Raw genomic sequence first — 21,769 nt, 5'->3', positions numbered from 1 at the left:
AATCACCTACAATGCGATTTTGACAGTTGTCGGCATGCCTAAACGCAATACATTGTCCGGATCGTCAGCATAGACGCGCACCTCGTACACGAGGGATGTACGCAACTCATCAGTTTGTACAGTTTTAGGTGTGAACTCGGCAGTACCTGAGATGTATCCAATTTGACCAATGATTGGTTCTGTTCTGCCATCGAGATAAATCTTAGCCTCTTGGCCTTCAAAGATTTTTGGCAAATCTGTTTCTTTCACATATACACGAGCCCATTTTTTATCGTTCAAGGATAATTTAAACACAGGCCTTGTTGTGGACGCCATATCCCCTACCTCTAATAGGCGAGAACGAATGACCCCATCAGATGGTGCCACCAATTGATAATTACTAAGCACATATTCTTGGCGTGCCAATTCATCTTTATAATATTGTAATGTAGCTTCCGCTTGGGCAATGTCCTCTTGACGAGAACCCGCTGCCGCTTCTTGTAATACTTTTTCAGCATAGGCTAATTTAGCTTGTGCTGCATCGGCTGTAGCTTGCGCATCATCACGTTGTTGAGCACTGATAGCATCTTGATCGTACAAAGATTGTAAACGAGCATAACTAGTTTGCGCTTGATTGGCTGTAGCACGAGCAGAATCAACATTTGCCTGTGCTTGCTCAATTTCTTCACTACGAGTGCCATTGAGCAATTTTGAAACTGTCGCCTGTTGTGCTGCAATTTGAGATTTATCCTTGCTAATAGATAATTTTAATTCAGTACTATCTAATTCCGCCAATAATTGTCCCGCCTTAACAGTATCTCCTTCTGTAACATAGATTTTGTCAATGCGATCACTTTGACGAAATGCTACATCCACTTCACGCACATCGACATTGCCATGCAATGTGAGTGTAGATGCATTGGCCTGCTCCACTTTTGTTTCATAATAGGAATATCCGCCATAGCCCACACCTAACAATACGATCGCGGCTATAATAATTGTAACGATTCTCTTTTTTTCCATATTATCCACCCATCTTATCATTTCCACTTCGTTTCTATAACAGTTTTTATTTATGGTGAAAGCTCCAGTCCCTGTTCATAGAACTCTATATGAAAATGACTCACCATAATTACAATAACTGATATCTATACATTCATTATACATAATCCAAATTATAATTTCAAATTTTAATTTGAAATTATTTATATAAAAAAATAAGCGTTGTAAGTAATCTGGCCACTCACCATATTACATACAACGCTTCGTATTCAAAGCTATGATTGTTTACATTTCATCATTTCTTTCAACGTAAAGTCTCAAGCATTACGCCGTCACACGATTTTGAAACTTACCTTTTTGTAATTGTAATCCATTGTTGATTTTGTTGGTCCTTAGGCAACATAGAGTGATCGAACCACATAGCGTAAAGTCTTTCACCATTATTAATAGCATAGCCATCTTGGTCATGGTCACTAGTATCGTACGGATCTGCCAAAATAATTGTATCATCTAGCGGTGTATCCGTGCCCATCGTATCATAGCCGATAATAGCACGCCAATGACCTCCCCATTCTACATTTTCTACGAGAATTGGTGTGTTGTCTTTCAAATTATCCACCACGAAGGCCTGGAAGGATTCATAGGTATCAAAGGTTTACCATCAAGACTACTTTGTACATCTAGATCCAATGTTTTTAAATAATTAACCATATCCTTTTTATTAGTTCCAATGGGATACAGTTGCGTATTCATACCTTTCGCAAGGTCCATTTCAGTGAGATTTGTAATGCCATTATGATAAAGCACAGTTAATACTGCAGCAGGTGCACATGTATTCTCACGAGATTGTTGATACGTCCGATAATGAGAAATCATCGTCAAATGATCATTACTCTTCATATTATAAGAATCGAGTCGAGGATAATACGAGGAATTTTTATGATTCATCATCGCTGGCTCCGATGACGCCCCTTCTGTTTTCGTATCTAAATCCGCTGGATACGGGATTGGATTATTGGCCAATAATTACTCACAACACCACTCATGGTGAAAGCTGATGCTAAACTCATTACAAGTAATGCTTTTGAAATCGTATTACGTAGTTTCATATGCTTAAACCTCATTTATAAATTTCTATAATAAGCAAAATAGATATGTAATTCTATCGAAAAACTCGCTCTCTTATTGTAATTTATCCCAACGATACCATAATTATTTATAAATAGCTATTGTTCTGATTACCTTAATCGTATGCCTAATATTCAATATTCAATAATTTCAATATTGAATTGCTCGATATCGAGATGTATACTTTAGATAAAGAGTTATGACATAACTCTAATTTATTTATTTCAAGTGAAATAAGAAAGAAGTGATCTATTATGAAAGAACCTGTAATCGCTCAAAAATCATCCTATCAAGTAGAATTGGAAGAAGGCAAAACCTACTATTGGTGCTCTTGTGGTCGTAGCAAAAACCAACCTTTCTGCGATGGTTCTCACGAAGGTACAGAGTTCAAACCGGTAGCATTTACTGCTGAAAAAACTGGTACCGTAGGCCTATGCGGCTGTAAACATACGGCTAACCCACCATACTGCGATGAAACACATAGAAAACTATAATAGCGATGGCTAGTGATTACTAACGATTACAAAATTATCGCATAATCGTTATATAACAAAGAGGCTGATGCTTAGGAAAAACTCCTGGCATCAGCCTCTTTGTTTTGTGCTCTTTTTAGTGCTCTTTATACAGTGTTACTTTCATTCATTAGAAAACATCAAATAGCATATAATATATTCGCTAACATAGAATGATTGTTATCGAAACTTGCATCTGAGTAAATATAGCTTTGGTCATAAGAAATGCCTAATGTTTTTTCTTCCTCATTTTCCATGTCACCCACATTAGGTGTCTTACCATACTTTTCAAATACTGTATCGATGGAATCCCCTACGCCAATACCACGAGGTGTGAGTGTAGAACGATCAAGAATCAGAATATATTGTAGTTCATCATTGGCACCATTAGGAAAATTACCATCTACATCCTTGTAAACAATAAATCCCGTACCTTGATAAAATAATCCTCTACTATGATTATTCGTTTGTGGCCAGCCAGGTAAAACCGTTGGTAGAGCAAACTCTACAACGCGTGTCGGTTCACCATATATACGACGAATATCTGCCTCGCTAGCAGGATGGGTTACACCAAGAACACGTACATCATTCACAGTAAATCCCCCCGGAATCTCTGCTGCTAGCGCCGTTAATGGTAAACATGCGAGTATCCCAATCGCCAGTAGATTCTTTAGTTTTCTCATCTCTTTCTCCTTTTTATATCCCTACAATTACACTATATGTCATTATATTAATTCGCATATTGATTAAACCAATTATTTCCAAATACATGCCCTTTATATTCTACGCGTTCCATACGACCGTCTGGATTCATAAAGAAGGTTCCTTGTTCATTCTTACTCGTAACAAATTGACCTTCGACATTATTATCTAGATGAATTGTTTTTATGTGACCATCGATAACAGTATTAATAGATTTAGTAATATACCTGGCTTCTTTTCCTGTACAACCTAATTGTGCTTGTACGTTTTTACATTCCTTAGCTACAATTTTTTCTATACGTTTTAGTCTTCGGTTATCTTTATCAGAAAACCAATCACCCATGAGGCCCCATTCAAGTAAAGTTTGAATAATAAATTCAAGTATAAATTCCAAAGCTGCTGACATATTGGCTTTTCCTTTTGTTTTTATAATTCACTTTTCAACCGTTCTAATAACGCATCACAACTCCGACTCACATCATCATAGGTTTCATCAAAGTTTCCCGTATACCAAGGATCCTTAACATCTCGGCTTTCACCGACGAAGTCCATTGCCTTGTATACCTTGTTTTGCACATCATCGCCAATGATTCGTTTTAGATTACGCGCATTATTGTCATCCATAATAACGAGATAATCGTAATTGCTGTAGTCTTGTTTCGTTACCTGTACGGCCTCACGACGTGTGAAAGGAATCCCCATTTCACGTAATTTAGATTTCGTGCCATGATGTGTATCGTTACCTATTTCCTCACGAGATGTGGCCGCTGATGCCACACGAATCTGATTGGATAATCCCGCCTTATCTACAATGTGGCGCATATAAAATTCTGCCATCGTAGATCGGCAAATATTACCGTGGCAGATAAATAGAATGTTAATCATAGTCGTTAGTTCCTTTCTGAGATATTCCCATTATACTGTAAAAAAAAGTACATGAACAACATTAATCGTTATTCATGTACAATCTTATAGCTATCACATATTCTATTTTTCAATGCGAATCTTTAATTTAGGATTTTCCTCGCTGGCATCTTTAAAGACTTGAATCAAGGTCACGCCATAATCGCCAAGCTTTGTTTTTGTATCCTTTGGCAATACCACCAATGTATCCTCAGCAATATCGGTCAGTACATCATACAAAGCATCAAGATTCTTGCCATAGTAACTAGGAAACTTCATCAATGTTTGTAAATGTTCATGCAACTCTTGTTTAGAGGTCATGTATTTACTGTCTAATATATATTCTTTCATCATAACCTCCTAATACAACTGCTTAAACGTCTTATAATGATCATCCGTGTAATAAATCAGGCCATCATTGGAGAACACGATACGTTTTGCACCACGGTTACCTTTGACATAATCGATATCAGCCTCTTTCCAACTACGTCCTTGTTTGTCAGGAACAGCCTTTTCATAATTACCGAAACGATCCCCACCGATACTCTTACCAGGGGCCACCTTATCGAGTGTGCCTTTATCCTTCCAGCCAAGTTGCTCTGCTTGTTTTTTCGTAATAAAATTGGATGGTAATTTGTTAAACTTATGTACATAAGCCGCTACGTGATCCTTGTCTGTATACGTGCCATTTTCCTGTACTTCTACGTTAGTACTACTTTTGCTCGCATCACCTTTGTTAGATTGAGTTGCTGTCTGACTCGCACTTGCTTGATTATTCGCCTGTGTCGCCGTATTTTTATTACTGCCACAACCAACTAGCAATGCGATGGCAAACACCATAACGCTCAATAATGCTATAATTCGTTTCATAATACCTCCTATATAGTTGTGATAATTATAATTTTATTATACAGGTATTACAGGTATTTTTTCATAATTAATATAGAAATTTCTCTATTTATTTTACGCATTGGTAAAAGCATCAAAAGAGCCATCATAAATATACGCTAACACAGAGAAAACCATACAAAAATCAACGATTTGTTGAATGTGACCATAAGCATTGACAGTGAATTTGCAATATGCTAAGCTACCTACCATCGTGAGAGTACTGTATACTCCCCAAACGGGTGCAGGCACAATGCGAAGCCTTTCCACGATTCGATTTAGAAACATTGAAAGGACAATCATTATGTCACTATTTGAACGTATTATTAACACTATCCTATTTGAAATCTCTGCCATCATCGTAGGCATTATCGGCGTGCGATTCTTTACAGAAACCGACGCCACACATGCTGCGGGCGTAACAGTAGTAATGTCTCTGATGGCCGCTACTTGGGCCTTTATCTATAATTACGGATTTGACCGTATCTTCACCGGTCCACGTGAAGATCGTACACCGCTACAACGTATAATACACGCTGTAGACCTTGAAGGTGGCTTGTTACTAGCCACGGTCCCATTCATTGCTTACGCCCTCAATATGAGCCTATGGGAAACGTTTGTAACGGATATTTCATTAACCCTATTAATACTTGTAGATGCTTATATTTTTAACTATATCTACGATCACGTTCGCTTACGCTTCGTAACAGCGAAAGTGTAACGGCTGAGTACAAAATATTAAGACCCTTTCTTTTTTCTCCTAACGACGTAAACGTCGAATGTCACGAGAAAGAGAGTCCTTTATTATTTTACTGTGGAACCCGGAGTACTTTCGTTGTTACGAAGCAAAACCTCACTCCGCGGGACCCCGACCTCCTTCGGCGATCGGGGCTGGATAGCTACATTTAGGCAAAAAAGCTGTCTCACGATAATATTCATCCTAACTATTAATCACTACAGCTATTTTATATCCTTAAAGCATATACTTCTCCGCGCTATATCGTCCCCCTTCGTACCAATTTGTAAAGAAATCCAATTACGGTATCGCATAATTTGTATCTCGTCGATATGTACACCTTTACAGGTATGTTAAAACACCCATGACACTATCTTTTCGCGACATTCGGCTTCGCCGTCAGGAGCGCAAAGATAGTGTCATGGGTGTTTGCACAATTAAGGGTACCGCGACGAGATACAAATTGTAGATTCTCTAAATTATTTCTTCACAAATCGGTACCCTACGCCCCAGACAGTTTCTATATAATAAGGCTTCGCCGGATCTACTTCTACTTTTTCTCTCAATCGATTAATATGTACCATAACTGTAGATGTATCACCTACCGCATCAAGCCCCCATACTTTTTCAAATAATTGATCCTTAGAGAATACGATACCTTGATTACGTGCTAGATATAAAAGCAAATCAAATTCAAGATTTGTAAGAGATAATTCTTCACCATTGCGCAAAACCTTATGTTCCCCAATTAATATCTCGATATCATCAGCTTTAATATAGTTATCTTCGTTCTGTCCAGAGCCAGCCATCGATGTGAGGAGTCGTTCATACCGTTTAATATTGCCTTTCACTCGAGCTACTAACTCTGTTGGGCTAAATGGTTTTACAATGTAATCATCAGCACCAAGACCGATACCACGGACTTTATCATAATCTTCAAGCTTTGCGGTTACCATCAATACCGGAATTTCAGATTCCTTGCGAATAGCCCGGCATACTTGAAATCCATCCATTTCAGGAAGCATAACATCTAATAATATTAAATCGTATTTTCCAGAAAGAGCGGCCTCTAAACCACTTTTACCATCCGCACAATGATCGACCTCCATATCAGAGGCTTCTAAATAGTCACGTTCCAATTCTGCAATGGCTGCATCATCTTCAATAATTAAAATTCGTTTCATATTGTTCTTCCTTTCATAATGCTATATTTACTATTGATCATCTACTATACTATAGGCAATGCAATTTCAATGATGAACCCCGTCTGTGTATAATCTAGCGTCGTTCGATTCATAGCATATACGGTGCCACCCATGGCCTCAACAATTTGTTTGACAATCGCTAAGCCTAACCCATTTCCGGACGCCACATTCGTACGCGCTGCATCAGCACGATAGAATAAGTCAAAGAGCTTGTCAATTTCATTATCAGAAACACCATTTCCATAATCCCCTAAGGTAAGCACTAAAGATTTACCACGTACCGATAAAATCATATCCACGGTACTTTCACCATGAGGAGAATATTTTAAACTATTTTCTAGAATATTGGTGAGAACGCGCTCAAATTGCATAGGATCCAAGTCAACTTGACTAGAATGCGGTGCCATGTCATCCAACAAATGCGCTCGAATGTGAACATTTCGTTCCGCATATAAATCCTTGCGTTCAGCTAAAAATTCATGCAAATACGCATTCATATCCATCCGTTGCATTTCCAATGGCACTTGACTCATCTCAAATTTAGAGAAATCACTCAGCTGTTTGATTAGTGATTCCATTACATTTGCACGATCAACAATGCGATTCGCATACCGTTCTTGTTGCTCAGGGGTTTTGACGATGCCATCTTTAAAAGCGCTGGCAAATCCTTTAACAGCTGTCAATGGAGTAGCTAAATCATGACTAATTCCCGCAATCATAGCGCGTCGTTGCTGCTCCATCTGTTCACGATGAGCTACATTATTTTTTAATTCTTGGCGCATAGTATCAAATATAGCGCAAGTCTCACCGAGCTCATCATTACTATCCACCTGTAAGGTCTGATTTAAATCACCACGCTTGATAGCTTGTGCCGCCTCTTGTAATGACTCTAGAGGTTTTAAAATCATAGATGATACTATTTGTGATAAATACAGGCCTTGTAGAATAATAGCTATCAGAAATAGCAATATTCCTGCTCCCACTACAGCTTCCATAGCCTGTTTTTCAAAAGATTCATTGGTTAAACTCTTTGTTAAAAATGGAATGTCTCCTTCACTATAAATCCCCCATCCATGGGTAGATTCTACAATATAGTGAAATTGATCGCCATCCCACTCTAATAAATCCAATGCAATAATATCACTTGTTATTATAACTTGCCCATCAGTAGGATTTTTTTCTGCACGGACTAATTTTAAAAGTCGTTCATACAATTCAGGACCATTCGTATGTTGCGTAGCATATTGAACAACACCATCTTTTGCAACTACTACATCAGCGCCTTGTACCTCCAGCAAGGAAATAGGAATTCGCAAATCAGATAGCCCCATATCATCATCAGCAAAGGCTCTATAAATACTAGACATGCTCATTTGTACCATTAGACTATTAATTTGGCTAGGAAATAGCATAACCCATTTTCTATTTTGTACAGGATCTCCAAATCGAAATATCCCTAATAAAATCACGGTTACCAATGTCAATGTCACTAGTGGCACTGTGATCATCATAAAGTTAACCATCATTAATTTATGTTTAATGGATGCTTTAGAAACCCATTCATAAAGGCGTGTCATATATACTCTCACATTCTTGTCTGCACACTACGTTGCATCTTCATATTATCATGTACACTATCATACATATAAAATTTACTATATTTATTATACGCATATTTGTTTCACCTTGGGTATACCCATATGCAATAAAATAGAGACTTGTAATGTACTTGTTTTTCACCTGTTAGAAAGCTGTTAATATTTCTTCCTATACTCAATTTATCAAAAATGTGTTTGTAGTATTAGGAGTTTACGATGAAAATCATAGCAGCCTTAAAATCGCCACTCTCAGTGGTGTTATCATTATTTACTATTTTATACCTATTAGGGAATAGTCAGATAGCCATAACCGACCCAGTAGAGTCAAACTATACATTAACAGCCTTAGAAATGCTCAAGGCTAATGACTATATGTCACCACGAATATATGGAAATTACTGGTTTGATAAACCGATTTTCTTCTATTGGGAACTCATCGGTGCCTATAAACTATTCGGCATCAATGAATTTGCCTCTCGCTTGTTTCCTACTATATTCTCTATTTCTAGTTTAGGTTTCCTATATTGGTTCACTACTAAAATTGCAGACCGTCGTTTAGCTATTACAGCTGTACTTGTACTGGGTACATCATTTGCATATTGGTTATTGGCAAAAACTGTTATTACCGACTCTACGCTATTTCTATTCTTTAATGCCACTTTGGCCTTCTTCTATCTAGCCTACAGTTCAAATCAAAAATATTATTACTACTTCTGTTATATATTTGCTGCTCTGTCAACACTCACGAAGGGTCCTATTGGATTCCTATTACCGGGCTTAATTATTGTACTATTCTTAGCCTCGCAACGTAATTTCATAGAAGTACACCATATGAAACTACCGTTGGGACTACCACTCTTTTTAGTCATAGTCGGTAGCTGGTATGGATATATGTATGCTTTACACGGCAGTGCCTTTTTAGACACCTTCCTAGGCGTCCACAACGTACTACGCGCTACAGTATCTGAACATCCAAAGGATAATGTGTGGTATTATTATACAGCTATATTCTTTGCTATTACATTGCCATGGGGCTTTACGGTGCCTAAACAACTCTACCAACAATGGAAACAACGCATCCCTAATTGGTACAAACCGCCAAATTACATAAATTATAATCCTACAACCATGTTCCTACTCATTTGGGCTATTACCATCAATGTATTTTTCCAGTGCATGGCGACTAAATATACAACCTATACATACCCTTCACTGTTTCCTATTGCGATTTTAATGGCACGTTATCTTGTGGCCCATCCAAACAGGGTGAAAGTCACAGCTTTCATTACAGGTATAACCTACATCGTGTTAACGTATACACTAGCTATCCCATTAACAAATCAATTCTATTCAGGTAAACACACAGCCCGTTATATTGAATCTTTATCTGACACAACAGCGCCTATCTACTTCCACGGTAACTATAGAGCCTCTATTCCATTTTATAGTGGGAAAACTATTATTCGTGTCGTTCAAGATGAAAGTCTAGCAGATACGCTTCCTGGTGGAATCAACTGGAATGCTAAAAATGTAATGCCTATCACGGGATTCAAAGAAATTGATGCAAATAAGACAGCCTACCTTATCGAATCTAATCCTTTAAAAAATAATCGCCCCTTTGATCTAGATCTCATTACTTGGAGTCCAGTAATGAAAACAAGCAATACCATAATCTCTACACATATTCCCACGCATTAATCGGATACACTAGTGATTATCTGGCATATATCATATGTGATATGGTGTTTACCTGATATGTGCTCCATGATGTATCCTCTACGATGTATGTTATATTTTATGTGTGATAGGCCTTATGTGTGATATGTGATATGTGATATGTCATATGTCATATGTGTGTGATGTGTCTTATAAAATTAAAAATCCCTATAGACTATCTATTTAAAAGATAATCTATAGGGATTTTTGTATGTCTTGTTTGATTATGTGTTACTTTTACCAAGAGAATCGAACGGATTCATCGAGATGTATTACCAAGCACCCATCCAAGTGATGATGATGGCATTCGTGAAGTCGATAAGAAATGCACCTACCAAGGATACAATCAACCATGCACGAGGTGCATGACCATGTTTGTCACCAATAGCTTGCATGTTTGCCAAGCCATTAGCTGTAGCGCCCATAGCGAAACCGATAGCACCTACAGCAAGCATCATGGATTCGTAGTTTTTACCGAAGATACGGAAGTATACGAGCCATGCTACCACTAGCATAAATACAGTTTGAGCCACCAAAATGATGAACAATGGCAATGCCAAGTGAATCAATTCATAAAGGTTCAAGCTGTTAATCGCCATAGTAACGTATACAGTTAACGCTACCTCTGCAACGATATTAAGACCGCCACCTTGTACTTTGTACATGCCAGAGAAATCACCAATGTTACGGATAACTGCTGCAATTAACATAGCCCCGATGTACGCTGGCAATGTAATAAGTTGACCAAGGTACGCACTAACAACGGAACCAATACCGATCGCTAAGAATACGAAAGCACTCGCTTTGATAACGCCACGAGCATCGGAGTGCTCTTCTTCTTCCAATACTGTAAGGTCAACAGCATCTGGTTTATCAGCACCAGCTGGTTTATTAGCTGGATCAATATTGTATTTATTCAAAATCCATTCACCGAATGGACCACCTAATACAAGGGCTGCTACCATGCCAAATGTGGCTGCAGTAATCGCTACAGATGTGGAACCTTGGATACCATAAGTTGTTTCAAAATATGGGCCAAACGCAGCGGATGTACCAAGGCCACCCATCAAGGATACCGCACCAGCTAAGATGCCATAGTGTGGATCGATACCCATTGCACCAGCAATACCCATACCAATTAAGTTTTGAGCAAAGCCTACAATAGTAGAGATAATCCAGAAGAATACTAATGCAATACCACCGTATTTAACAAGTTTCAAACTCGCCATCATACCAACAGTAGTAAAGAATGCTAATAAGGCCACAGTAGATAAAGAATTATCAAATGTTACTTGCAAAATTCCCAAGCCGCGCAATACGGACAAGAAGAATGCAAATGGTAGACCACCAATAACGGCAGCCGGCAAGCTTAATTTTTGGAGTAAAGCAACTTTGCTTTTAATCCAAACCCCCAAGTAGTACGTCACAAAAGCTAACGCTACTGCTTGTACACTGGAGATTTTCAGTGTCGCAACACTAGAAGCTACTTCATTCATGGAGTGCTCCTCCTTTACATACAATTCATAAAAACTCAAAAAATTACATAATCAGTACATATAAAACATAGTATCTATTTTACTCGATTTAGTTAATTTAATCAATATTGTCTATAGAAATTAGCTTATATATATTATGTAGTGAGTTCACTGTTGTATCGCTAAAATTCTCTTTCGCTTAAAGAGCAGCACTACAGTAGAATGCAGAAAGCCCCGAGTATATCTGTGCAGCGACATTCGGCTCCGCCGTCAGGAGCGAACAGATATACTCGGGGCTTTCACCCATTAAATTTTAGCGCGTTTTAAGCGAAGAGAATTCGATACAACAGTAAAGGAACTAAACGCCATGGCCGTTCCCGCAATCATTGGTGTCAACATGCCCACACCGGCCAAAGGAATACCTAATGTATTGAAGATTAACGCCCAGAACAAGTTTTCTTTAATGTTCTTCATAGTTTTACGACTAGCTTTGAACGCCGATACTAACGTGCTAAGGCTAGCATTCATCAATACAACGTCAGCAGACTCCATCGCAATATCTGTACCAGAACCAATAGCTATACCAACATCAGCAGTAGCAAGCGCTGGTGCATCATTAATCCCATCACCAACCATAGCCACCATTTTACCTTGTGCTTTCAGTTCAGCTACTTTATTTGCTTTATCTTGTGGCAATACTTCTGCCATGATGTGATTAATACCAACGAGTTTACCAATATGTGCCGCAGTACGTTTATTATCGCCTGTGAGCATCCAAACTTCTACGCCAAGGTCTTTCAATTGTTTAATAACATCAATAGACTCTTGGCGAACCACATCGGCTACGCCAAGAATACCAGCGATATTACCATCCGCGGCAACTACGGATACGGCCATACCTTGTGCTTCAGAGGCTTGGATTTCGTCCATTAAAGCAGCCATATCATAGCCAAGTTCTGTCATCCAACGACTATGACCGATTTGTACTAGGGCACCGTTTACGTTACCTTGTAACCCGTGACCTGGTACCTCTTCATAATTAACGACTTCAGAAATAACTCCATTGAATTCAGTGGCATAGCGAACAAGAGCTTTACCGATTGGGTGAGATGTTTTGCTTTCAAGAGAGGCCACATAATTTAGCAAATCGACTTCGCTAGCATTCACTGGTTTCGCCAATTCAACGGCTAGTGTACCCGCTGTTAATGTACCAGTTTTATCAAAAATAATGGCATTTACCTTGCCTGTTTCTTCAAGGGATGCGGCATCTTTAAACAAGATACCATGCTCAGCGGACAACCCAGACCCAACCATAATAGATGTTGGTGTAGCCAAACCTAATGCACATGGACAAGCAATAACAAGTACCGCAGTGGCATTCATCAACGCAGTTTCGATGTCACTACTCATAACGAAATACCAAACCACAAATACAAGGGCCGCAATAGCGATGATAGCTGGTACGAATACCGCAGATACGCGGTCCGCAATACGTTGCACCGGTGCTTTGGAGGTTTGTGCTTGTTCAACGACCTTAACGATTTGCGCTAGAACTGTTTCACCGCCGATTTTTTCAGCTTTCATAGTAAAAGTACCAGTCAAATTCAATGTGGAACCTACTACAGGGCTGTCCACGGATTTTTCTACGGGCATACTTTCACCAGTGAGCATGGACTCATCAACCGTAGATGCACCAGATAATACAGTACCATCAACCGGCACCTTTTCGCCAGAGCGAACCTCTAGGACATCGTCATGTTCCACTTGATCAAGAGGTACGTCCACGAATGCACCGTCACGAAGCACATGCGCTGTATGGGCTTGAAGGCCAATCAACTTTTCGATGGCCTCAGACGTACGACCTTTGGCACGAGCTTCAAGGTAACGACCAAGCAAGATGAAAGTTACAAGCCATGCGGATGTTTCAAAATAAATCCCTACATGACCGAGGTCAGGACGAAATATCATATTATACGTACTGAATAAATATGCCACTGTTGTCCCCATAACAACGAGTACGTCCATTGTTAACGCACCACTGTGCACAGCGGCCCAAGCATTTTTATAGAACACAAGGCCCGGTCCAAATTGAGCAACGGTGGCCATAAGGAACTCGCCCCACACAGGGATGGCGCCGTAGCCCATGCGATGGAACGCCATATTAAGCATCATTGGCACCGCCATACAGGCAGCGATAATAACCTTCGTCATCAAGGACTTTAGTTCCGCATCATGTTTTTGTTTTGCCTCAGTATCAATGGTCGGTATACCGGTATCCTGTAGCTCTGCCGCACCGAAACCTATATTTGTGATAGCTTGAATGATATCCTCTTGTGTAGGTCCCCCTTCAGCAACAGCTACATTTGCTTTTTCTGTTAACAAATTGACCTTAACACTATCAACGCCATCCAATTTTTTCACGGTATTTTCAATACGCGCAACACAAGCCGCGCAGTGCATACCGGTGATACTTAGATTAATTTCATTTTCTGCTACCATGATGGCATCTCCCTTCTCTATTTACATACATTGTCATACTTTACAGGTTTAGAATGCTGTCTCACGATTGCGCCATTGCTGCACACAATGTATCACAACTGCGTCTTACACTTATTTATGCAATGCTTTATAAACACTCATCAACTCATCAATAGCTTCCTTTTCGTGGCCCTTTTGAATGGCCTCAACCACGCAGGACTGTGAGTGACTCTCTAACATGGCCATACCCACTTGATACAATGCCGCTCGAGCCGCTGCAATCTGCTGCAACACATCGATACAATACCGATGATCCTGGACCATCTTTTCGATACCGCCCACTTGACCTTGGATTCGTCGCAATCGGCGAGATACTTTTTCTACTTCCATATCATTTAACATATGACGACTCCTTTTCTATCATCGTGAAAGCACCCTCGCTCGTTATAAATTTATTTACTAACGATACCTTGGGTCACCTTCGCAGATATGCATAATCATTTTGAAACTAACTTGCACTTGTCAACAAAAATTGGACACAAAACTAAAAAAATCAGGCATAAAAAACGAATCGATGTACAAGATTCATCAACTTTTCTGACATCCTTCAAGCTTGTTAGACAAACCATGCCATCGATAATGCAGACGAGATCAGCAGATGGGCGTGTGACGTTCCCGATACTGCTTCGGCGTCAGGTAGCCTAAGGAATAGGCTGGCCTCTGTTCATTGAAGAAAAGAATGTAGTCATCCACCTCCTCCTTGACCGGTTTCTCGCCGGTCACATGCAAGTCCATGAACAGCTCCGCCTTGATCCATCCATTGATGGACTCCATAGCGGCATTGTCTGTGGGGGTCCCGGCACGTGACATGGATCGGGTGATGCCGTACATGGGCAATAGCTCGTTGTAGGCTTTGGAGGCGTAGACCGATCCCTGGTCAGAATGGAGAACCATTTGGTGCTCCGGATGCCGTTTTTGCCACTCAATCAGATTTTCCAGTCCGCTGATGTAAGTCATGCGATCACCGCGTTTTGCAGAGAGGGAATGACTGACAATCTCATTGTTCCATAGATCCATATAAAGAGTCAGTTCATGGTAGATGCCTTTCACATAAAAAGCGGTCATATCACTCACGATGCACTGCATTGGCCCATCGATCTGCATTTCAGACATGAGCAGGTTGGGAAATATCCGCGCTGGATCGCCAGCCTTCTTGTACCTGTAGTGCTTGGATTTGCTCTTGATTCCCGCAATTCTACAGCATTTGTGGGCATAGGGATCGGACAGGACAATCTCTTTGTCCAACCGTATCTTGGCGTTCAGCCAGCGATAGCCGTGCGATGGATACTTCCAATGGTACTCCTGGAACAGCAGGACGTTGCTCAAAAGGCGCTTTTCTTTGCCCGACGGCTGAGAAAGATGTTTTTTCCAAGCGTAGAAACTGCTCCTCTGGATGCCCATTGTCTTGCAAAGAAGCTTCACCGGAATTTCTCCGGATAGTTCCATGATTACTTGATAATCTTGTTGCCGTACAGAATTACAGTACCATCCCCCTTCACCTCGTAGCCTTTTTTTAGCCGTGCCTCGGTTATCTTGGCCTTGATTAGTTCCTGGATAAGTTCTTCCTTTGTCATCGCCTTCAGTTCATCCAGCTCTGCCGGAGCTTTCTTGAACGAGGGCGCACAGATGCTTCTTCGTCCCTGCTTGGGCGGCAACTGGTTGGCATCCCGGTACATTCTCATGTAATTCCGTGCCGTCTGCTCATTGATAACGTATTCCTCTGCAGCTTCATACCGGCTGATTTCGCCGTCGTAAATGCGGCGGCCAATGTCCAATCTCTGTTCTTTTGTGTACTTCACGGCAAACCTCCTGTCCTGTGAGGGAGAATTTCTGTCCGATAATTAATTTCGTACTATCCGTACAGTATACACCGTATGTCCAAAAATTACCCCCTCCGTGTCCAATTTTAGTTTACCACTTCAAACTCTAGTTTAACTGATTTAAGTATATACCCCCCACCAGTATTTGTAAATATGGGGGTATACAGTATTATGGATATTAAATAGACCTATAAAGCCCCTGTAACAATGTACTTTTCAGAATTCACCTTCTTGCAGTTATATAGGGGGTATATTTCAACTCACCAATTTAGTGCATATATTATTTGATAATTTTCTAAATAAAAATCACGACTTATTATTCATATCGCAGAATAACAAGTCGTGGATACCTTCAACTATTCATTTCTTCTATAGTTCTAATGCAGTCTTTAATCCAGCTATGCGTGTATAGCCTTTAACAGAATCATCATAAGCAATCCGTCGCCGCTAGTGTTATCTTATTGAACTTACGTTCTTTTCTCTGTAACTCTACATTCTTACGAATACGCTTATACTGCATAATCCCCCCTCCTTCTTTCAAAAATGAACCCTCTATACTTTCGCAGTGACATTCGGCTCTGCCGTCAGGAGCAAGAAAGTATAGAGGGTTCATTTCACTCCTACATTCGGCAAAGCCGTCAGGAGCCTAGAAAGTATAGCTTGGTCATTTATTAAACTGTTTTTTTTAGCTATGTATTAATTTAGCGGCAACAAGGACCATATCCGCCCATCATCATACCTGGGCCATAATTTGATGTATTATTAGCACCCATCATACCGTAACCATTCATCATCATTGGTCCATAACCGTTCATCATAGGACCGTAACCCATCATGCCTTGACCATTGCCCATCATATAGGAATCAGGATTATTAGATGCATATTCTTTCATATTTTTCATATGTTGATCGAAATTAGCATTCATTTGTTCCGCCTGATCCTTAGTCAAACGACCGCTCTCAACAGCTTGTTTCATCATAGATTTATGATTACTTTCCATTTGAGAAAAATATTGTTCTTGCGCATCTGTTAATGATGCTGCGTTAACCTGTGCACTTTCCAATGTGAAAGTCCCACCTACACCAAGCAAACATACAAGTACTGCAGCTATCAATTTACATTTTTTAGTCATAACAAGTACCTCCTTCTGTTAGTTCTCATTATATACCTATACTCCCTCTTTGTACATAAGAGGGTATCCCCTACAAACTCAGTGTTCATCTGCACTACCAATTCCTACTCTCCAAGGGTATAAGCTTTCCCATTTTCAACTGCATCCGCAGAATCGCAAATTACATATATTTTTCCGTATGCCCATAGAACATAAAATCTCCAAAATTCCTCTCTCAGGCCATTCACCGTACAGTCAGAACCGTAAATTCCACCACTTTCCGCCTCCCACGTAGAATGCCAAATACCCAAGATACCCGCTCTCAACTCATTCTCCGATACAACGAGAGCCGTAAATAACACCCATTGCCCCGCCCCCTCTACCGTAGAATGCAAAATGTCCCTAATATACTTCCGTAGCGACATTCGGCTCCGCCGTCAGGAGCCGAGGAAGTATATTAGGGGCATTTACATTATAATCCTTTTTGTTCTATCCCACTAAACACATATCCCAAATGACCAGTATAGTTCATCAATACAAGACGCCACACGCCTTTATCGCATTCCAATACATTCACACAGGTATTATCTTGTTTGATTTGCCAAAAGTGTTCCATGCCAAGACCTAGCACATCACAGATGATAGCTTTATTCACCGCATCATGGGCTGCCACCAACACAGTTTTACCATCATAGGTGTCTACATATTCATCAAAGGCTTCACGTACACGTTTACGCACATCCTCTAAGGATTCCCCACCTTCACCAGGCATTTGCACTAAATGAGGTTCTGTATGCCATTGATGGAACATATCTGGATATTCCGCAGAAATATCCGTAGATAGTTGGCCTTCCCATACACCATGATTAATTTCTGTTAAGCGATCATCGGCAATTACTTCTTTGCCTTGATGATTCGCACAGAACTCTGCAGTCATAAAGGAGCGTTTAAGGGGACTTGAAATATATACATCTACTGGCATATCTTTCAATGCTTCACCTACTAACTTACCTTGCTCTAATCCACGTGGACTAAGGTCTGTATTTTCTTGACCTTGATAACGGCCCTCTACATTCCAATTCGTTTCACCATGACGCACCAAAATAATTCGTATCATAAGATCTCTCTTTCATCATTAAGAATCTGCATCAAGTCTATCGCGATGCAACACTATACACCTATCAAAAAAACGTACATAACAGGCGCCAAAATAACGGTGCCTGTTATGTGTTTAACTATTAATGACCAGCTTCGCAGTTGATCAATTTAACTTCCAAAATACCTTCGATAGCACGAAGTTTAATCATAATATCATTAGAGATATCTGCTTGTACTGCTACAGCCATGATATTAGTGTCCGTATCAGTTGTTTTACCTACTTGCATGCCTGTAATATTGATACCTGCCTCACCCAAGATAGTGGAAATTTGACCAATCATATTAGGACGATTGTTGTGAGGTGCCAATAACAAGTAACCTTCCGGCGTAAAGTCCATACGGTAATCATCAATTTGGATTATTTTTGCTTCATTACCATTGAATAATGTACCTACGATAGTATGAGTATTTTTTTCCGTTTTCAATGTCAATGTCACTGCATTTGCCACTGGTTTATTACCTTGGGATTTTACTTCTTTCACCTCAATATCGCGAGCAGTAGCAATATTACGAGCATTGACAAAGTTAACTGTTTCTTGAAGAATTGGGCTCAACACGCCTTTCACAGCGGTAGTAGTCAACATTTCAGTTTCTGTATCCACTAATTCACCATTGTATTCAACGGTAATTTCTTTCAACGCACCATCTGCAATGTACGTACCAAGGATACCCATGCGTTCAACCAAACCAAAATATGGTTCGATTTTTTCGTATACAGCCTTAGGAATTGGTGCCATGTTAACTGCCGTTGCCACTGGTTGGCCATTTAATGCATCGATAACACCTTGTGCTGCATCGATAGATACGGCCAATTGGGCTTCCTCTGTATTAGCCCCCATATGTGGTGTGATGATGATGCGATCAAGACCTAGGAATGGATTATTATCAAGTGTTACAGGTTCGTTAGGGAATACGTCTACCGCTGCATCTGCAACATGACCAGATTTGATATTTTCTGCCAATGCCTCTACATCAAGAACAGGGCCACGCGCTACATTGACTACGCGAACGCCTTCTTTCATTTTTGCAAATTCATTTGGTCCAATCATACCACGAGTTTCTTGTGTCAACGGTGTATGCAATGTGATAAAATCAGACTCTTTCAACAATGTATCAAGATCAACGAGTTCAACACCTAATTGACGGGCACGTTCCTTAGAAATATATGGATCATAACCAATTGTACGCATTTCAAAGGCTTGCATACGTTTTGCAACACGGGAACCAATACGACCAACGCCAATGATACCTAGTGTTTTATTTTGCAATTGTACACCTGTATATTTTTTACGATTCCATTCGCCACTCATGAGACTGTTGTGTGCTTGTGGAATATGACGAGTTGTAGCGAGTAACATAGCACAAGTATGTTCTGTGGCTGCCATCGTATTGGAATCTGGTGTATTACATACAACGATACCGCGTTCTGTAGCTGCTTTGATGTCGATATGATCAACACCGGCGCCGGCACGACCAAGAGCTTTCAATTTTTTACCTGCATCCATGCCTGCAGCCGTTACTTTTGTAAGGGAACGCATGATGAAAGCATCGTATGGTGGAATTACCTTGATAAATTCTTCTTCTGAAAGATTTGGTGTTACATCCACTTCAAAACCTTGGCTCTTAAGTAGTTCAACACCTTTAGGCGAAACATCATCTGTTACTAAAATTTTCATTGTCATTTTAAATCCTCTTTCTATACTTTCTTAGAAAATACGCCTCTATAAAGAATAGTTTCATATATACCGATACTACATAATTTCATATATATCGCTACTACATGAATATATACATACTCGCTAATCATTAATCTTGATGTAACACACGAAATTCGTCCATAAATTTCGCTAATGCCTCGCAGGCCGCTAATGGAACTGCATTATAAATGGATGCGCGGCAGCCACCTACAGAGCGATGGCCTTTGAGGCCAATCAAATCTTGCGCTGTACCAGCTTCAGCAAATTCTTTTTCTAATTCTGGTGTAGCCAAATTAAAGGTAACATTCATGATACTACGAGAATCTTCACGAGCATGACCTTTATAAAAGCCTTCGCTACGATCAATTGCATCATACACGATCTTTGCTTTTTTACGATTTATCGCTTCCATAGCTTCTAGGCCACCATTACGATCAAGCCAATGCAAAACTTTGTTAATAAAGTAAATGCAGAATACTGGCGGTGTATTGTAAGTAGAGTCTTTATCTACAAATGTTTTATATTGTAAATACGGTGGTAATGCATCATTAGCTTTTTCCAACAACTCTTCTTTAATAATAACTACCACTGCACCGGCAGGGCCTACATTCTTTTGAATACCTGCATAGATGAGATCAAATTTTGCTACATCTACTGGTCTTGCCAAAAAATCACTGGACATATCGGCAATGAGCGGTACATCAAAATGAGGGAATGTTTGCCATTCGGTACCGTGGATTGTATTATTAGATGTTAAATATACATAGTCCGTATCTGGTTCAATATCAAATGTACCAGCTTCATTCATATCTGGAATAAAACTAAAATTATCCCCTGCACTTGTGGCTACATCATAAACATCACCATAAAAAGCTGCTGCTTCTTTTGCTTTTTTAGACCATACACCAGTATTAATATACCCAGCTTTTCCCTTCAAGAAATTCATAGCTACCATCAAGAATTGATGGCTGCCACCGCCTTGAAGGAATACGATTTTATAACCTTCAGGAATATTCAGTAATTTCTTCATAAGAGCAATTGTTTCATCTTGCATTTCTTGGTAAGCTTTGCTACGATGACTGATTTCTACAACACTCATACCAGTGCCTTTGAAATCAAGAAACTCTTGTTGTACTTCCTCTAAAACCTCTAGAGGCATAGCCGATGGACCAGCATTAAAATTATATACACGTTTCATAGGTTCCTCCTCATAATTAGGCAAATAAAAAAATCTCCTCCCTAAACAGGGACGAGATATTACCCGCGTTGCCACCCAGATTGCCTAACAGCCAACTTTCAACAGCTATATCGGGCTTACCCGTCATACTCATCGCATGCCACTCCGGAGCGGAACAATATAATCCTCTATTACCTCACACCAACCGGTAATTCTCTGAAAGATTCCTTATACTGCTTCTCGTTCATCGCGTTGTATTGGACATATGTCCATACTTAATTTATTTATAGGAATATTCTACCACTTTAAAGCAAAATGTCAACTGTTAAAATACATTTGTTTCTTTATAGTGAATATTTAATTGTCATATCTACTATGTGCTGATTTCATTCAATACGTCAAAATGCTCCCACAGTCCCCTTG

The 21,769-nt window shown here is 39.8% G+C and carries 25 protein-coding genes; 3 read left to right on the top strand and 22 right to left on the bottom strand.

The features are described from left to right. Positions 1 to 6 precede the first annotated feature (6 nt). From RVY80_RS09620 to RVY80_RS09605, 4 genes are all read right to left on the bottom strand, one after another. Positions 7 to 1,002, bottom strand: coding sequence for an efflux RND transporter periplasmic adaptor subunit (locus tag RVY80_RS09620; protein ID WP_295191550.1), 996 nt, complete (start codon positions 1,000 to 1,002; stop codon positions 7 to 9). Positions 1,003 to 1,330: 328 nt separating this feature from the next. Further along, entirely contained in the window at positions 1,331 to 1,591 is a 261-nt protein-coding gene (locus RVY80_RS09615) for a hypothetical protein (protein ID WP_317330445.1), read from the bottom strand. Further along, positions 1,588 to 2,004, bottom strand: a complete 417-nt coding sequence (locus RVY80_RS09610) for a cysteine peptidase family C39 domain-containing protein (protein WP_317330443.1) — start codon at positions 2,002 to 2,004, stop codon at positions 1,588 to 1,590. Before RVY80_RS09610 ends, RVY80_RS09615 begins: the two co-directional genes overlap by 4 nt. Then, a complete protein-coding gene (locus RVY80_RS09605) occupies positions 1,968 to 2,090 on the bottom strand; it encodes a hypothetical protein (RefSeq protein ID WP_317330442.1) in 123 nt (40 codons plus the stop codon). The genes RVY80_RS09610 and RVY80_RS09605 overlap by 37 nt, the downstream gene beginning before the upstream one ends. Positions 2,091 to 2,363: 273 nt before the next feature. On the opposite strand from RVY80_RS09605, the gene RVY80_RS09600 reads away from it, so the two are divergent. Continuing rightward, on the top strand, positions 2,364 to 2,603 hold the full coding sequence (locus RVY80_RS09600; RefSeq protein ID WP_295191545.1) for a CDGSH iron-sulfur domain-containing protein: 240 nt from the start codon (positions 2,364 to 2,366) through the stop codon (positions 2,601 to 2,603). Positions 2,604 to 2,761: 158 nt separating this feature from the next. Here the strand turns inward: RVY80_RS09600 and RVY80_RS09595 are convergent, their stop codons facing one another. From RVY80_RS09595 to RVY80_RS09570, 6 genes are all read right to left on the bottom strand, one after another. Continuing rightward, positions 2,762 to 3,304 carry a hypothetical protein gene (locus tag RVY80_RS09595; protein ID WP_317330440.1) on the bottom strand — a complete coding sequence of 181 codons (543 nt, stop codon included), beginning with the start codon at positions 3,302 to 3,304 and terminating at the stop codon, positions 2,762 to 2,764. Positions 3,305 to 3,351: 47 nt separating this feature from the next. Next, positions 3,352 to 3,729 carry a hypothetical protein gene (locus tag RVY80_RS09590; RefSeq protein WP_317330439.1) on the bottom strand — a complete coding sequence of 126 codons (378 nt, stop codon included), beginning with the start codon at positions 3,727 to 3,729 and terminating at the stop codon, positions 3,352 to 3,354. A 20-nt stretch (positions 3,730 to 3,749) separates the two neighbouring features. Then, positions 3,750 to 4,208 carry a low molecular weight protein-tyrosine-phosphatase gene (locus RVY80_RS09585; protein ID WP_317330438.1) on the bottom strand — a complete coding sequence of 153 codons (459 nt, stop codon included), beginning with the start codon at positions 4,206 to 4,208 and terminating at the stop codon, positions 3,750 to 3,752. A gap of 102 nt (positions 4,209 to 4,310) precedes the next feature. Next, complete coding sequence (locus tag RVY80_RS09580; protein WP_317330437.1) at positions 4,311 to 4,577, bottom strand: barstar family protein; 267 nt, start codon at positions 4,575 to 4,577, stop codon at positions 4,311 to 4,313. 9 nt (positions 4,578 to 4,586) lie between these two features. Next, the gene (locus RVY80_RS09575) at positions 4,587 to 5,096 is read right to left on the bottom strand and encodes a ribonuclease domain-containing protein (RefSeq protein WP_317330436.1); all 510 of its coding nucleotides are present in this window, start codon (positions 5,094 to 5,096) and stop codon (positions 4,587 to 4,589) included. Between the two features lie 93 nt (positions 5,097 to 5,189). Then, positions 5,190 to 5,327 (bottom strand): hypothetical protein, encoded by a 138-nt coding sequence (locus RVY80_RS09570; protein ID WP_317330435.1) that lies wholly within the window; start codon positions 5,325 to 5,327, stop codon positions 5,190 to 5,192. Positions 5,328 to 5,418: 91 nt separating this feature from the next. On the opposite strand from RVY80_RS09570, the gene RVY80_RS09565 reads away from it, so the two are divergent. Beyond that, positions 5,419 to 5,835, top strand: a complete 417-nt coding sequence (locus RVY80_RS09565; RefSeq protein ID WP_317330434.1) for a PACE efflux transporter — start codon at positions 5,419 to 5,421, stop codon at positions 5,833 to 5,835. A gap of 494 nt (positions 5,836 to 6,329) precedes the next feature. Here RVY80_RS09565 and RVY80_RS09560 read toward each other — a convergent pair whose 3' ends face one another. Both RVY80_RS09560 and RVY80_RS09555 read right to left on the bottom strand, forming a co-directional pair. Continuing rightward, positions 6,330 to 7,034 (bottom strand): response regulator transcription factor, encoded by a 705-nt coding sequence (locus RVY80_RS09560; RefSeq protein WP_310746392.1) that lies wholly within the window; start codon positions 7,032 to 7,034, stop codon positions 6,330 to 6,332. Between the two features lie 44 nt (positions 7,035 to 7,078). Further along, on the bottom strand, positions 7,079 to 8,632 hold the full coding sequence (locus tag RVY80_RS09555) for a HAMP domain-containing sensor histidine kinase (RefSeq protein ID WP_295189261.1): 1,554 nt from the start codon (positions 8,630 to 8,632) through the stop codon (positions 7,079 to 7,081). A gap of 237 nt (positions 8,633 to 8,869) precedes the next feature. Here RVY80_RS09555 and RVY80_RS09550 point away from each other — a divergent pair, with 237 nt between their 5' ends. Continuing rightward, complete coding sequence (locus tag RVY80_RS09550) at positions 8,870 to 10,351, top strand: ArnT family glycosyltransferase (protein WP_317330433.1); 1,482 nt, start codon at positions 8,870 to 8,872, stop codon at positions 10,349 to 10,351. A 290-nt stretch (positions 10,352 to 10,641) separates the two neighbouring features. Here the strand turns inward: RVY80_RS09550 and RVY80_RS09545 are convergent, their stop codons facing one another. The 10 genes from RVY80_RS09545 to serC all read right to left on the bottom strand — a co-directional run bounded on the left by RVY80_RS09545 (position 10,642) and on the right by serC (position 21,367). After that, complete coding sequence (locus RVY80_RS09545) at positions 10,642 to 11,865, bottom strand: sodium/glutamate symporter (protein WP_295189267.1); 1,224 nt, start codon at positions 11,863 to 11,865, stop codon at positions 10,642 to 10,644. A gap of 285 nt (positions 11,866 to 12,150) precedes the next feature. After that, complete coding sequence (locus RVY80_RS09540) at positions 12,151 to 14,343, bottom strand: heavy metal translocating P-type ATPase (RefSeq protein ID WP_317330431.1); 2,193 nt, start codon at positions 14,341 to 14,343, stop codon at positions 12,151 to 12,153. A 111-nt stretch (positions 14,344 to 14,454) separates the two neighbouring features. Then, complete coding sequence (locus tag RVY80_RS09535; protein WP_317330429.1) at positions 14,455 to 14,724, bottom strand: metal-sensitive transcriptional regulator; 270 nt, start codon at positions 14,722 to 14,724, stop codon at positions 14,455 to 14,457. Positions 14,725 to 14,973: 249 nt separating this feature from the next. After that, on the bottom strand, positions 14,974 to 15,828 hold the full coding sequence (locus tag RVY80_RS09530; protein ID WP_009014516.1) for an IS3 family transposase: 855 nt from the start codon (positions 15,826 to 15,828) through the stop codon (positions 14,974 to 14,976). Between the two features lie 2 nt (positions 15,829 to 15,830). Next, positions 15,831 to 16,181, bottom strand: a complete 351-nt coding sequence (locus RVY80_RS09525) for a hypothetical protein (protein WP_006555381.1) — start codon at positions 16,179 to 16,181, stop codon at positions 15,831 to 15,833. Positions 16,182 to 16,903: 722 nt separating this feature from the next. Next, positions 16,904 to 17,335: a DUF2680 domain-containing protein gene (locus tag RVY80_RS09520; protein ID WP_295189276.1), complete on the bottom strand. Its 432-nt coding sequence runs from the start codon at positions 17,333 to 17,335 to the stop codon at positions 16,904 to 16,906. Positions 17,336 to 17,439: 104 nt separating this feature from the next. Beyond that, positions 17,440 to 17,739, bottom strand: a complete 300-nt coding sequence (locus tag RVY80_RS09515) for a hypothetical protein (RefSeq protein WP_317330425.1) — start codon at positions 17,737 to 17,739, stop codon at positions 17,440 to 17,442. A 47-nt stretch (positions 17,740 to 17,786) separates the two neighbouring features. Beyond that, complete coding sequence (locus RVY80_RS09510) at positions 17,787 to 18,431, bottom strand: histidine phosphatase family protein (protein ID WP_317330423.1); 645 nt, start codon at positions 18,429 to 18,431, stop codon at positions 17,787 to 17,789. A gap of 121 nt (positions 18,432 to 18,552) precedes the next feature. Beyond that, the gene (gene serA / locus RVY80_RS09505) at positions 18,553 to 20,154 is read right to left on the bottom strand and encodes a phosphoglycerate dehydrogenase (protein ID WP_310746102.1); all 1,602 of its coding nucleotides are present in this window, start codon (positions 20,152 to 20,154) and stop codon (positions 18,553 to 18,555) included. A 124-nt stretch (positions 20,155 to 20,278) separates the two neighbouring features. Further along, positions 20,279 to 21,367 carry a 3-phosphoserine/phosphohydroxythreonine transaminase gene (gene serC / locus RVY80_RS09500; protein ID WP_310746101.1) on the bottom strand — a complete coding sequence of 363 codons (1,089 nt, stop codon included), beginning with the start codon at positions 21,365 to 21,367 and terminating at the stop codon, positions 20,279 to 20,281. Between the last annotated feature and the right edge of the window lie 402 nt (positions 21,368 to 21,769).

Source organism: Veillonella absiana (assembly GCF_032970865.1).
Classification (GTDB): Bacteria; Bacillota; Negativicutes; order Veillonellales; family Veillonellaceae; genus Veillonella; species Veillonella absiana.
The sequence above is the reverse complement of the archived record's forward strand: the minus strand, read 5'-3'. Positions and strand labels throughout refer to the sequence as shown.

Bases quoted from the DNA above. Each gene is read 5' to 3' on its own strand.
- RVY80_RS09620 (WP_295191550.1), bottom strand. From the start codon at position 1,002: ATGGAAAAAAAGAGAATCGTTACAATTATTATAGCCGCGATCGTATTG.
- RVY80_RS09605 (WP_317330442.1), bottom strand. From the start codon at position 2,090: ATGAAACTACGTAATACGATTTCAAAAGCATTACTTGTAATGAGTTTA.
- RVY80_RS09600 (WP_295191545.1), top strand. From the start codon at position 2,364: ATGAAAGAACCTGTAATCGCTCAAAAATCATCCTATCAAGTAGAATTG.
- RVY80_RS09595 (WP_317330440.1), bottom strand. From the start codon at position 3,304: ATGAGAAAACTAAAGAATCTACTGGCGATTGGGATACTCGCATGTTTA.
- RVY80_RS09590 (WP_317330439.1), bottom strand. From the start codon at position 3,729: ATGTCAGCAGCTTTGGAATTTATACTTGAATTTATTATTCAAACTTTA.
- RVY80_RS09585 (WP_317330438.1), bottom strand. From the start codon at position 4,208: ATGATTAACATTCTATTTATCTGCCACGGTAATATTTGCCGATCTACG.
- RVY80_RS09580 (WP_317330437.1), bottom strand. From the start codon at position 4,577: ATGAAAGAATATATATTAGACAGTAAATACATGACCTCTAAACAAGAG.
- RVY80_RS09575 (WP_317330436.1), bottom strand. From the start codon at position 5,096: ATGAAACGAATTATAGCATTATTGAGCGTTATGGTGTTTGCCATCGCA.
- RVY80_RS09570 (WP_317330435.1), bottom strand. From the start codon at position 5,327: ATGGTAGGTAGCTTAGCATATTGCAAATTCACTGTCAATGCTTATGGT.
- RVY80_RS09565 (WP_317330434.1), top strand. From the start codon at position 5,419: ATGTCACTATTTGAACGTATTATTAACACTATCCTATTTGAAATCTCT.
- RVY80_RS09560 (WP_310746392.1), bottom strand. From the start codon at position 7,034: ATGAAACGAATTTTAATTATTGAAGATGATGCAGCCATTGCAGAATTG.
- RVY80_RS09555 (WP_295189261.1), bottom strand. From the start codon at position 8,632: ATGACACGCCTTTATGAATGGGTTTCTAAAGCATCCATTAAACATAAA.
- RVY80_RS09550 (WP_317330433.1), top strand. From the start codon at position 8,870: ATGAAAATCATAGCAGCCTTAAAATCGCCACTCTCAGTGGTGTTATCA.
- RVY80_RS09545 (WP_295189267.1), bottom strand. From the start codon at position 11,865: ATGAATGAAGTAGCTTCTAGTGTTGCGACACTGAAAATCTCCAGTGTA.
- RVY80_RS09540 (WP_317330431.1), bottom strand. From the start codon at position 14,343: ATGGTAGCAGAAAATGAAATTAATCTAAGTATCACCGGTATGCACTGC.
- RVY80_RS09535 (WP_317330429.1), bottom strand. From the start codon at position 14,724: ATGTTAAATGATATGGAAGTAGAAAAAGTATCTCGCCGATTGCGACGA.
- RVY80_RS09530 (WP_009014516.1), bottom strand. From the start codon at position 15,828: ATGGAACTATCCGGAGAAATTCCGGTGAAGCTTCTTTGCAAGACAATG.
- RVY80_RS09520 (WP_295189276.1), bottom strand. From the start codon at position 17,335: ATGACTAAAAAATGTAAATTGATAGCTGCAGTACTTGTATGTTTGCTT.
- RVY80_RS09515 (WP_317330425.1), bottom strand. From the start codon at position 17,739: ATGTCGCTACGGAAGTATATTAGGGACATTTTGCATTCTACGGTAGAG.
- RVY80_RS09510 (WP_317330423.1), bottom strand. From the start codon at position 18,431: ATGATACGAATTATTTTGGTGCGTCATGGTGAAACGAATTGGAATGTA.
- serA (WP_310746102.1), bottom strand. From the start codon at position 20,154: ATGACAATGAAAATTTTAGTAACAGATGATGTTTCGCCTAAAGGTGTT.
- serC (WP_310746101.1), bottom strand. From the start codon at position 21,367: ATGAAACGTGTATATAATTTTAATGCTGGTCCATCGGCTATGCCTCTA.